Origin of the sequence: Bartonella sp. AA1HLJMS (assembly GCF_042197445.1) — a bacterium.
Lineage (GTDB): Bacteria > Pseudomonadota > Alphaproteobacteria > Rhizobiales > Rhizobiaceae > Bartonella.
In genome coordinates this window covers 13,477-26,097 of sequence record NZ_JBHIRW010000002.1, presented here as the reverse complement: position 1 = coordinate 26,097, position 12,621 = coordinate 13,477, and the positions used below count along the sequence as shown (strand labels likewise).

Sequence of the window (12,621 nt, the reverse complement as noted above, 5' to 3'; positions counted from 1 at the left end):
CTCAATGAATTCATATAACTTTTTTGTTTTATTTATCATATGTTTTTACGAAATGGTAAAAAAGATATCTTATTGTTTTGATTATCATTATAATGGGCAATCAAAAATGTAAAAAGAGTCTGAGAATTTATTGAAAGGATTAAAACGAATTATTTATTTCAGTTTTTTCCTCTTCTTGATCATATTATCGATTAAACTAAATACAAAATAAAGTTATTGCACATCTAATGAATTGAATATTAATGGGGATTTCAAAATGCAAAAAACAGAATTGAAGACTTTCTCTTTTTTAGAAGAGAAGTCAATAGCTTGGAGAACTCTTTTCACTGTCTCTGCCGTTATTTTTTCTGCTTTTTTTATGTTTTTTATATCCCTTTCATATGCTGATAGCGGATTTAAACACTGGATTAAAGAATTTAAAAAAATAGCTATTGCTCACAATATTACCCCTTCTACGTTTCATATGGCGTTTAAAGGTGTTAATGCCATTGATCCTGAAGTTCTAAAAAGCGCCGCATACCAACCGGAATTTGTTGCTCCTTCCTGGAACTATTTCGATAATCGTGTCCATGATATCGCAATTGTGGAAGGACGGCGCCAAGCAAAAAAATGGAACAAATGGCTTCTTCAAATTGAAGAACGTTTTGGTGTTGACCGTAATATTCTGCTTGCTATTTGGTCAATGGAAAGCAATTATGGGAAAATTTTAGCCAATAAAAGTGTAATGCGTGATGCCATTCGCTCACTTGCAACCCTAGCCTATGCCGATAAAAAACGCGAAAAATACGCATATACACAGCTGATTGCTGCTATGAAAATTCTACAAAGTGGTGAAATTAAACGCTCTCAACTCACTGGATCTTGGGCCGGAGCATTGGGACATACACAATTTATTCCAAGCAGTTATCTCGCCTATGCTGTTGATATAAATCAAGATGGACGGCGTGATATCTGGAACTTTGTTCCAGATGCTCTGGCTACTGCTGCTAACCTTCTCCACAAAAATGGCTGGCAACCTAATCTTATTTGGGGAGTAGAGGTAAAAGTGCCACAGGGGAAAAACCTTCCTGAAGGCTGGTATTCCTTTGAACAATGGAAAAAATTAGGTGTAAAACACGCAAATGGGCACCCTCTTCCTACATCAGCTGAACAAGCAATATTAAAATATCCAGATGGAGCAAAAGGACCTATATTTTTAGTCACAAAAAATTTCTTTGTTCTGAAACATTATAATAATGCAGATCGTTATGCGTTTGCTGTTTCCCTTCTTGCTGATCGTATTGCTGGACATCTTGGATTAGTGCATGATTGGCAAAGACCTTTTCAGCCTATTACCTTCCAAGAGTGCAAAGAACTGCAATCTCGCTTAAGTGCATTGGGATATTATAAAGGAGATATTGATGGACAAATCGGAACAGCCTCTCGCAAAGCAATCAAAGCTTTTCAGCTGCATTACGGTCTAAAAGAAAATGGATATCCATCATCTCAAGTGCTTTTTATCCTTCGCAAACAATAATGGAGACTAAGGTTTTGTCTTCTTTTCGCCTGATATACTTGACATTATTGCTGTTTTCACTTTCTATTGTGGGGATCTTACAGCCATCTCCAAGTAAAGCAACGAACTTCTTCAAATGGTTATCACAACAAAACAAACAGACACAGCAGCCACCGCAAATTATAGAACAAAAAATAGACAAGCCGCAAAAAAAAATCGTAACACAAAAAAACATACAAAAGCTAAAAAATGAGAATGCAAAACGCATTCTTGTTGTAGGGGATTTTGCAGCCTCCGCTGTTGCCGATGCACTTAAAAAGTTTTTTATAAATAATAGCGATATCGTTATCATGAACAACACAATACCAGCTTCCGGCTTAGTTCGAACGGATTATTATTCTTGGCAAAGCAATATTTCTAAACTCATTGACCAAAATAGCCCCGATGTTATTATCATGATGATCGGTGCAAATGATAATCAACCCATCACAGTCTCTCATAACATGATTAACACAGATCAGTCAGAATGGATACGCATCTACAAACAAAGAATTATCGAAATTACTGAAAGTCTTCACGCCTCTGGAAAATCATGGATATGGATAGGTCAACCTTCTTTTGGAAATGACCTTTTGACACAAAAAATGAAAATTTTTAATGCGCTCTATAAACAAGAAACAGAAACAGCAGGAGGGTATTTTCTCGATATCTGGAGCGGCTTTAGTGATGAAGAAGGAATTTTTTCTTTTTCAGGCTATGATATTAATGGAAAAACAACCAAATTACGCACCAATAATGGCATGCATTTCACCCCTGAAGGAAAGAAAAAAATTGCCTCTTATTTAGAAAAACCATTGAAAAATATTTTAAATTTTCACGCCTTTTCTCATGAAAATTCATACTCAACCGATAAAGCTATTCAAAAACTTATACAAGAATCAGAGAATCAAGAGCGGAGTAAAATTATGCGTCAGCTTCCAATGAGCCTCGATGATATGGTACAAAAAAACACTCACCTTTTAGGCAAAAGAAAGTCAAGTTTTATAAAAAAATCATGGTTTCCACCAAATGGGCATCAAAAAGATCGAGCTGATAATTTTTCTTTCCCATAATGTCTATTTAAAATACAAAATCTATTTTCCTCTATAAACAAAAAGCGAATAAGATAAAAAACTCTGTTTACAGAGCTATAATGAAGAGAAAATTTGCATAAATCGCAACTGTACCTTTCGAATAATATGAAAACGGCATGGTGTTAACCATACCGTTATATCTTATAGTCCACGTTTGTTAATCATTGCCTCTGGTAAAGGCATTCGTCCCCGAAAAGCTTTATAAAGCTCCTCTGGATCACGACTTCCTCCAGCGGAGTAAATAAAACGTTTCAACTTATCAGCAAGCTCTGAATTAAAAACATCTCCCGTTTCTTCAAAAGCTTGAAAAGCATCAGCATCAAGCACTTCCGACCACATATAAGAATAGTAACCAGATGCATAACCATCTCCCGCAAACACGTGCATAAAATGTGGGGGACGATGACGCATAATAATTGTATCAGGCATTTGCAGCTTTTCTAATTCTTGGCGTTCAAACACTGTTGGATCAGTGACTGTTTCGCCTTGATGAAAAGCCATATCCACTAAAGCTGATGAGATAAATTCAACGGCAGAAAATCCTGCATTAAATGTCTGTGCTACTAAGACTTTATCTATCAACTCTTGTGGCATAGGATGACCTGTTTTTGTATGTATAGCATAAGATTTTAATATCTCTGGTACTGTTAACCAATGTTCGTAAAGTTGAGAAGGTAGCTCAACAAAATCACGTGAAACAGATGTTCCCGACACAGATGGCCATGTGACATCAGAAAGCAAACCATGCAATGCATGTCCAAATTCGTGGAAAAGCGTACGTGCATCATCAAGTGATAAAAGAGCAACTTCCCCTTTAGGTGGTTTAGCAAAATTACAAACATTGTAGATAATAGGCTTTTGTCCGCCATCCAATTTATGTTGTGATTGCAAACTACTCATCCACGCACCGGAGCGTTTTGAAGAACGCGCAAAATAATCACCAATAAAATGCCCAAGTAGACTTCCATCAGACTTTTTTACTTCCCACAAACGTGCATCAGGATGCCAAAGTGTAACAGCGTTTTTTTCTTCAAATGTAATGCTAAAGAGTTTTTCGGCTACCCCAAAAGCCGCTTTAATCATAAGATCAAGCTGAAAATAATATTTAATCTCAGCGCTATCGAAAGAAAGTTTTTCAGTGCGAAGTCTTTCAGCATAATAACGCCAATCCCAAGCAGCTAAAGATTCATTGCTGCCCTGATTGTTGGCAAAATTTTGTAAGTCAATTTGCTCAGTAGAAGCTTTCGCTCTTGCGCGCTTCCATACAGGCATAAGCAAATCCATAACGGAATCAACACTTTTAGCCATAGTATTATCGAGCTTCAAATCTGCGAAAGATTTATATCCCAATAATTTAGCCTGCTCATCTCGAAGCGCAACAATCTCTACAATAATTGTTTTATTATCATTCTTGTTATTATTTTCACCACGTTTAGCCCAAGCTTGGAATGCAACCTCACGCAAATCACGACGATCAGAGAATTTTAAAAAAGGTTCAACAATCGAACGTGCTAGTGTTAATGCATACGCTTCTTCATTGCCTCTTTCACACGCAATTTCCTTCATTGAAGCAATGAGATCTTGCGGTAAACCAGATAAGTCTGTTTGTTTTAAAAACAGAATCCATTCAGCTTCATCATTTAAGACATTTTGTCCAAAAGTAGCATTTAAAAAAGCAAGTCTTTCATTAATTTCCAAAAGCCGTTTCTTAGCTTTTTCATCGAGTTTTGCCCCATGACAAACAAACTTTTTCCACCATAATTCAAGAACACGTGTTGTTTCACTCTCAAATGTGCCCAGCTGCGACTGTTTATAAAGTACATCTATTTTCGCAAATATCCGCGCATCCATCATCATTTTTGAAGAATAACGAGAAAGTTTTACAACGAACTCTTGCTCTAGCTGTTGAATTAATACATTCGTATGAGCACTGGTGCGTAAGAAAAATATTGAACAGACACGATCAAGCGCTTTGCCGCAAAGCTCAAAAGGCTGCAAAAAATTCTCAAGCGTTGGTGGTTCTTGCACCATCGCAATTGCCTCTAGTTCTTCTTCTGCTTCTTGAAGTGCCTGTTCAAAAGCGGGTTTAAAATCTTCGTCACTTATAGAAGAAAAATCAGGAAGACCTGAAAATCCCTTCCAGTCCAGCACTGCTGCTTTTGTCATAATACTTTATGTCTCCATTATAAATTTAAACTGTAACAATTATCTTTACGACACAAATTGATAACATACTAAAACTATTTCGTGAGTTTCAAAACTACCTTTCAAAACGCTATTGAATAAAAAACCTGAAAATCGTAAAGTTCTTTCATTCAAACCATATTATATTGAAGCAATAAAGATTATTCGCTCGCACATCACAATAGAATTGCATATTAACAAAAACACTTGGAGAAAAGCATAATCTCCACTCTTTATAAAATATTGCTGTAGATTCTTTTGAAAATCGCAAACTGCATTAAAGAAATGATGGTAAAATCAGAACTGATTTTTACATTTACGTTTTTATATTATCCTCAAATTAAGCTGTATTCTCGTTTTAGTGATTCAGAAACTTGTTTATAACTTACAATTTACCCTTGACTTTACTTCAAATATTAACAATTGGGAATATAGCTGGGGAGTTTTTTTAAATCTTCCATAAACTTTTGTTTTTATCTCATCTATTATCTAGATTTACAACTCTCCAACTCTTCAGGAGGTACTTTATCATGACTGAAATCAAAACGGCCTTCGACTTCAAAAATTTTTCTCCTGAAGCTCTCGCTGAAAAGTTAAAGAACCAGCATTTTGCAGACTCTATTGATATCATCAATGAGCTCGATATCATGGAACGTGTAACTATTCTTAGTCTTCTGCCTCTTGATTATGTTATCGAACTTTTTGATAAACCAGAGCTTGAGCAACCTGCTGCCATCCTAGAACTTCTCCCTATAAATCGTGCTGTTGAAATTCTTGACGGCATGTCTGCTGATGCTGCTGCAGACGTCTTTCAAGAAATGAATAAGAAAACCCGTACACGACTTTATGCCTTGCTTAACCCCTTAACGCGCGCTGAACTTAAAAAACTCACCAGTTATCCTGATCATACAGCAGGAGCACTGATGACAACAGAGTTTATAGCCGTTCCTTCAAACTGGACCATACAAAAAACTTTGGATCACATTCGTGAGGTCGAGCGAACACGTGAAACAGTTTATACCAGCTATGTAATTGACCCCAAAACAGGTACTCTTCTCAAAGCTGTTTCCCTGCGTAACCTTATTCTTGCCTCACCTGATGAACAAATTCTTAATGTCCCTACCCATGACTCGCCCATTACAATATCACCTTTCACACATCATGAAGATATCGCACGCCTTTTCCAGCGCCATGATCTTCTCTCTGTGCCTGTAGTTGATGAAAGTAACCATGTCATTGGCATTGTAACCGTTGATGACGTGCTTGATACTATGGTCGATGAAATGAATGAAGATGCCTATAAATTTGGGGGTATGGAAGCACTTAATAAGCCCTATATGCAAATTAAGTTTCCTGAAATGATGAAAAAACGCGGAGGCTGGCTCGCTTTACTCTTTATCGGTGAAATGCTGACAGCAAGCGCTATGCAACATTTCGAAACAGAACTCGAAAAAGCGATTATTCTTACACTGTTCATACCTCTCATTATGAGCTCAGGAGGAAATTCCGGCTCACAGGCTACATCCCTTATTATACGTGCATTGGCTTTACGTGAACTCACGTTGAAAGACTGGTGGAAAGTGATCATTCGTGAAATTCCAACAGGACTATCCCTTGGTCTCTTACTAGGAATTATTGGTGTTACGCGCATTGCTCTTTGGCAAAAACTAGGTATCTACGACTATGGCCAACATTGGATTGCTATTTCGACAACAGTGGGTACAGCTTTAGTTGGAATCGTTACCTTTGGTTCTCTTTCTGGATCTATGTTGCCTTTTATTCTTAAAGGTTTAAAATTTGATCCAGCAAGTGCTTCTGCTCCTTTTGTGGCAACTTTAGTAGATGTCATGGGCATTATAATCTACTTTTCTGTAGCTTCTCTCATTTTGTCAGGAACTCTTCTTTAAACATGTAAAGTAAAAACTCTTACTTATGGAAAAATCTTGTCATGTAACCTAAGATTCTTTCCATAAGAGAATAAGCTTTATTATTTATTTTCTAGCACACCGCTCTATAGATAATTTATTATTTTTTTGAATAACAGCTCCGAATAACGTAATTTTACCTCATCATAAAGCTTCTCATATTAAATCGATTAAAGTCATCTTCTTGCCAGTCACAAACGAGATCGGTGTATGGCTAAAAACTATTCAAGAAAAAATAAAATACTTCTTATATCCTCTCTCTCGTATCAAAAACTGGCGCAATATTGACAGCTGAGAAAGAATAATAATGATGATACTCAACAGGCTTTATATTTCTTCACAAAGGCGTTAATAGTATACTATTCGCGTATGTTATATCATTTATGAGCCCTATCATGGAATGGATGTAGTGTACGTTAAGTAATCTCTCTTAAGTACATAAATATGCAACAAAAAGTATATTCTGTTTAAAGTGTTCTGTTTGGCATGAAAAGCATACTCCTATTAGAGAGTGCAATTAACAAAAGTGTAAGGCAATGCACTATCTCCATGGTTTAAAAGATATTACTTTAGATGCTTTTGAAATCATAAATTGGATTAACGGCAAAGATGGGAATTTTCTTTGGATGCCTTCATATTCTTTCTAAATAAGACTGTATTCCGAGTTCATAAATAAATCAAACAGATATAACTCTTGCCCTAATCTGGCATACAAAAGCTAGAACTTCTTATAAAATTCTTAATCTTCTCAATATTTACCTCAAATACACGGTTGCATTAGATCTGGATTTTGATTGACAAGTTATGGAATAAGAAAAAGCTTTATTTAGAATAAAAATATTGTAAAGTTGTCAATAAATTGGCTATGGATTAAGAGATATTCCGGATTTTTATCAATCTCTTTGCAAAACAACAACAACAATATCGCTAGCTTTATACTTACTTACTCTTACAAGAATTCATATAAATTTCTTGTGTCATATTGATAAAAATCAAATTGACTGTGATTTTTGGGATAATTTTTAGCTCGAGAATAGAACATACGTACTATAAAAAACTTTTACGAAGCTTCAGAAATTGAAGCTCAATAGAGCCTTAAAGACTTGGATAAATAGTTTTGCCATAAAAATATTGCCTCCATCTTCCAAAATTATAAAAAAACATGTAAAAGGTTTTTTAATAGTCAGGCAAAGAATGTAAAGACTTTGCCTCAAATGAAATTTCATTAAACGAAAAGAAGAAAATTTATGCAATTGCGTAACATTGCCATCATTGCCCACGTTGACCATGGGAAAACAACGCTTGTAGACGGGCTTCTCAAGCAATCAGGAAACTTCCGTGATAATCAGCGTACAAGCGAACGTATGATGGATTCAAACGATATTGAGAAAGAACGCGGAATTACAATCCTAGCGAAAGTGACATCTGTTGTTTGGAAAGATACTCGAATTAATATTGTTGATACACCAGGACACGCTGACTTTGGTGGAGAAGTTGAACGCATCCTCAATATGGTTGATGGAACCATTGTACTTGTTGATGCTGCTGAAGGACCAATGCCACAAACAAAATTTGTCGTTGGCAAAGCATTGAAAGTAGGATTGCGCCCTATTGTTGCTATTAATAAAATTGACCGACCGGATGCACGCGTTGATGAAGTCATTAATGAGGTTTTTGACCTTTTCGCTGCTCTTGACGCAACCGATGAACAGCTTGATTTTCCTATTCTTTATGGATCTGGACGCGATGGATGGATGGCTGAAGCCCCAGAGGGACCAAAAGATCAGGGATTAGGTCCTTTATTTGATCTTGTGACGCAGCATGTCCCTTCTCCTAGTGTAGCAGAAGGACCGTTTCGCATGATTGGAACTATTCTTGAAGCGGATCCGTTTTTGGGACGAATTATTACAGGACGGATTCATTCTGGCTCTCTAAAACCCAATCAAAATGTCAAGGTTCTTGGACAAGATGGAAAACTTTTAGAAACTGGGCGTATTTCAAAAATTTTAGCATTTCGTGGCTTAGAACGGCAACCTATTGAAGAAGGAAGTGCTGGTGATATTGTTGCGATTGCAGGTCTACAAAAAGGTACCGTTGCTGATACTTTCTGTGACCCTACTGTCAATGAACCCCTTACTGCCCAACCAATTGATCCTCCTACTGTTACTATGAGTTTTCTCGTCAACGATAGTCCCCTTGCTGGAACTGAAGGCGATAAAGTAACAAGTCGTGTCATTCGTGACCGATTGTTAAAAGAAGCAGAAGGCAATGTCGCTCTTAAAATTGAAGAATCAGCCGATAAAGATTCTTTCTACGTTTCAGGACGAGGAGAATTACAGCTTGCAGTTCTCATTGAAAATATGCGCCGTGAAGGATTTGAACTTAGTGTTTCACGCCCACGTGTTGTTATGCAAAAAGATGAAAATGGAATAACTCTTGAGCCAATCGAAGAAGTTGTTATCGATGTTGATGAAGAATATTCCGGTACTGTTGTACAAAAAATGTCTGAACGTAAAGGCGAAATGGTGGAATTACGTCCTTCTGGAGGTAATCGTGTCCGCCTTGTCTTTTATGCACCAACCCGAGGACTCATTGGTTATCAATCTGAACTTTTAACGGACACACGTGGTACAGCAATTATGAATCGCCTTTTCCATGCTTATGAACCTTATAAAGGAGACATTGCTGGTCGTGTTAATGGTGTTATGATTTCAAATGACAACGGTGAATCTGTCGCTTATGCTCTTTTTAATCTTGAAGATCGTGGACCTATGATCATCGATGCGGGTGTGAAAGTCTATCAAGGTATGATTATTGGCATCCACTCACGAGATAATGACTTAGAAGTCAATGTCTTAAAAGGGAAAAAACTCACCAATATGCGCGCTTCTGGAAAAGATGAGGCCGTAAAGTTAACGCCTCCCATTAAAATGACATTAGAACGCGCCTTATCGTGGATACAAGATGATGAACTTGTGGAAGTAACCCCTAAAAATATTCGTCTCCGCAAACTCTATCTTGATCCTAATGAACGTAAACGTTTTGAAAAAACACGTACATCAATTTCAAGTTAATTTCATAATCTCTTTGGTAAAATATTTAATTGTATTGAGCCTCACTATATTCCAGAAAGGATGTCTCTATGAATATTAAGGAAATACCCGTAGGCAAAAATCCACCAGAAGATATTAACGTTATTGTGGAAGTCTCCCTTGGTGGTCAACCAATAAAATATGAGATGGATAAAAAGTCGGGTGCATTATTTGTTGACCGTTTTCTTCATACATCAATGGTTTATCCTGGAAATTACGGTTTTGTCCCTCATACGCTTTCAGATGATGGTGATCCTATTGATGTCCTTATCTGTAATACCCGTCCACTTATGCCTGGTTGTGTTATCAATGTTCGCCCCATCGGAGCTCTAATGATGGAAGATGATGGTGGTAAAGATGAAAAAATTATTGCCATTCCCACTACAAAATTAACAAAACGCTATATCAATATTCATGACTACACAGACTTGCCTGAGATTACACTTAAACAAATCGAACATTTCTTCAAGCATTATAAAGATTTGGAACCTGGGAAATGGGCCAAAATTGAAGGGTGGCGTGATAAAAACTTTGCTCATGAATTAATTAAGCAAGCTGTTGAACGCAATAAAAAAATATAACGATTTTAATAAAATAAAGCCTATTTAAAAATAGGCTTTATTCTTTATTTTTTCTACGAGATGCAATCTCTAAAGGATTGCCATATCTGCTGTAATTCTTCTAAATGTGTCGAAAAGTAAAGTTGTTTGTAGCGAGATGTTGCGCCGCTTTTCAGAGAAATAGAAGAAGCTGAAATCTTCCACTGCTTCGCAAGAAATTTAATGAGAGCTTTATTCGCTTTTCCATCTTCAGGAACAGCACGAAGGCGTATAACCAGATATTGTTTTTCACCATCCCTACATTCAATCCCTATTATTTTGTCAACGGATGATTTGGGAATGAGATATACAAACAAAATCAAGTTATTTTTATCAACTTGATAAAACATGTATTCGCCTCAAGTAATATTTCTATACATATATGTTTGCGTAAACGCGCCACATGAAAACACGAATAAAATAAATAATAATGAACACTACAATAGGTGAAATATCAATCGTTCCCAAATTTGGTAAAATTTTCCGGATACGGCTTAGAACGGGATTTGTAAAACGATATAGAAAGCTTCCTATCAAAACAACAAAGCGATTGCGTGAATTTATGATATTAAAGACATAAAGCCAAGAAAAAATGACACTAGCGATTAAAATATCAATATAAATCTCAAAAATCAAATCAATCGTTCGAAGCAATGCATAAATCATGCGTCATCCCTTTCAATCAAGGAAACAGAAGAGCGTATAGAAAACCTTCATTAAAGCAGGTCTGTGTATCAAAAAATGGTTTTATATTTCAATACTCTTTTTTCTTGAATAAAAACCAGACATCTAAATTCTTCATCTCTCTATTTAATGACGATGCAGTTAGAAAACAAATATCAAAATTAAAAATAGCACATAAAATAGAAGAAACGGCAAAAAATCTGAATATCCCTTATAGGATTAATCTTAAATCTCATCGTTTTAATTATTAATTATAAAAAAACAAACAAACTAAAAACGGCCTTTTAAAGGCCGCTTCTAGTTCTAAAATTATTTCTGCAAAGCAGTCAAACGATTAAGAGCACTACTAAAACCATCTAGCTGAACAAATAAATCATTCAAAGCTGGTTCACCTGCAGCAGCAATTGTCATTGCCAACTTTAACTGTTTTCCAGAACGTAAAGCTGCTACGTGATTTTTGTCAAAAACGACAGGAACCACACAACCTGCTGGTACACAAGTCCGGATACCGGTTTCGATAACAGCTTTTCCCTCATCAACTTGTAAACGAACAGGCTTAGAAACCAAAATGCCAAAAGGAACTGTTAAATTACCAGATACAACACCCTCAGCATCGAGAGTAAGGCCCATAGCCACAACAACACGCCCCTGCTCATTCACTTCTTGACGGTGCATAAAACAAATTCTTTTCCCTTCTTGTATACCACAGTTAATAGTCCACAAACCGTAGGTTTCAGTCAAAGAAGAAGCTCCATTTGGCAATGTCGCTGCCGCATCTTTTGATGCAGGAGGCTTTGAACTTGTTGCAAATGCAACAGATGAAATACTCAAGAGAGTAAAAACTATAAGTAAATTAAATAACTTTTTCATTTTATATTCCTGTTCTTTACATAAAAGATAAACATGTTTATTATTTATTATAATATAAAGCATCTTAATAAAAAAAGCTTTCTCGTAATCATATAGCTTTTATAATGGTCTAAGGCTACCTCGAAATTCGCTGACAACTTTCGTATAAACGTGCTTTTTAAAAGAAACAGCAATCAACGGAAGGGTTTCTAGATCAATCCATTTCCATTGATCGAATTCCGCTTTATTGCCATCTGGTGGCGGATTAATCGCAATTTCAGAAAGCTTTCCTGTAAACTGGAAAGCAAACCATTTTTGTATTTGCCCACGATATTTATTTGTTAATGTGCACCCAATAAGTTCTTGTGGAAAATCATAATGGAACCAATTTTGTGCTTCTTTAATCAACTTCACAGATCGAATACCCGTTTCTTCATAAAGTTCACGATATGCTGCATCTAATGGTTTTTCATTTTCATCAATCCCTCCTTGAGGAAGCTGCCAACGATGAGATATTTCAATATCTGCATGAATGGGCATCATTAAACGACGCCCAACCCACACTTTACCCTCATGATTAAAAATAACAATCCCAACACATTTGCGATATGGAAGAATCTTCAAATTAATACCTGCATCCATTTAATATTCCTCAAAATC

General features: G+C 36.3%; 10 protein-coding genes. 5 read left to right on the top strand and 5 right to left on the bottom strand.

Annotated elements, in window-relative coordinates; translation table 11 throughout:
• Window positions 1–256 precede the first annotated feature (256 nt).
• Entirely contained in the window at window positions 257–1,516 is a 1,260-nt protein-coding gene (locus ACFIQE_RS01285) for a lytic murein transglycosylase (RefSeq protein WP_375621169.1), read from the top strand.
• A 14-nt stretch (window positions 1,517–1,530) separates the two neighbouring features.
• Entirely contained in the window at window positions 1,531–2,607 is a 1,077-nt protein-coding gene (locus ACFIQE_RS01280) for an SGNH family hydrolase (RefSeq protein ID WP_375621168.1), read from the top strand.
• A 162-nt stretch (window positions 2,608–2,769) separates the two neighbouring features.
• Here ACFIQE_RS01280 and ACFIQE_RS01275 read toward each other — a convergent pair whose 3' ends face one another.
• Entirely contained in the window at window positions 2,770–4,794 is a 2,025-nt protein-coding gene (locus ACFIQE_RS01275) for a M3 family metallopeptidase (protein WP_375621167.1), read from the bottom strand.
• A gap of 548 nt (window positions 4,795–5,342) precedes the next feature.
• Between ACFIQE_RS01275 and mgtE the strand changes: the two genes are divergently transcribed.
• The 3 genes from mgtE (at window position 5,343) to ppa (ending at window position 10,410) form a co-directional block, all read left to right on the top strand.
• Window positions 5,343–6,719 carry a magnesium transporter gene (mgtE, locus tag ACFIQE_RS01270; RefSeq protein ID WP_375621166.1) on the top strand — a complete coding sequence of 459 codons (1,377 nt, stop codon included), beginning with the start codon at window positions 5,343–5,345 and terminating at the stop codon, window positions 6,717–6,719.
• A gap of 1,265 nt (window positions 6,720–7,984) precedes the next feature.
• Window positions 7,985–9,811 carry a translational GTPase TypA gene (typA, locus tag ACFIQE_RS01265; RefSeq protein ID WP_375702777.1) on the top strand — a complete coding sequence of 609 codons (1,827 nt, stop codon included), beginning with the start codon at window positions 7,985–7,987 and terminating at the stop codon, window positions 9,809–9,811.
• Window positions 9,812–9,879: 68 nt separating this feature from the next.
• Window positions 9,880–10,410: an inorganic diphosphatase gene (ppa, locus tag ACFIQE_RS01260; protein ID WP_273790629.1), complete on the top strand. Its 531-nt coding sequence runs from the start codon at window positions 9,880–9,882 to the stop codon at window positions 10,408–10,410.
• Window positions 10,411–10,463: 53 nt separating this feature from the next.
• On the opposite strand, the gene ACFIQE_RS01255 is transcribed toward ppa, so the two are convergent.
• From ACFIQE_RS01255 to ACFIQE_RS01240, 4 genes are all read right to left on the bottom strand, one after another.
• A complete protein-coding gene (locus ACFIQE_RS01255; RefSeq protein WP_375621163.1) occupies window positions 10,464–10,778 on the bottom strand; it encodes a DUF167 domain-containing protein in 315 nt (104 codons plus the stop codon).
• Window positions 10,779–10,800: 22 nt separating this feature from the next.
• Window positions 10,801–11,094 (bottom strand): YggT family protein, encoded by a 294-nt coding sequence (locus tag ACFIQE_RS01250; protein WP_375621162.1) that lies wholly within the window; start codon window positions 11,092–11,094, stop codon window positions 10,801–10,803.
• A 327-nt stretch (window positions 11,095–11,421) separates the two neighbouring features.
• The gene (locus ACFIQE_RS01245; RefSeq protein ID WP_273790632.1) at window positions 11,422–11,982 is read right to left on the bottom strand and encodes an invasion associated locus B family protein; all 561 of its coding nucleotides are present in this window, start codon (window positions 11,980–11,982) and stop codon (window positions 11,422–11,424) included.
• A 99-nt stretch (window positions 11,983–12,081) separates the two neighbouring features.
• The gene (locus ACFIQE_RS01240; RefSeq protein WP_375621161.1) at window positions 12,082–12,603 is read right to left on the bottom strand and encodes an RNA pyrophosphohydrolase; all 522 of its coding nucleotides are present in this window, start codon (window positions 12,601–12,603) and stop codon (window positions 12,082–12,084) included.
• Window positions 12,604–12,621 lie beyond the last annotated feature (18 nt).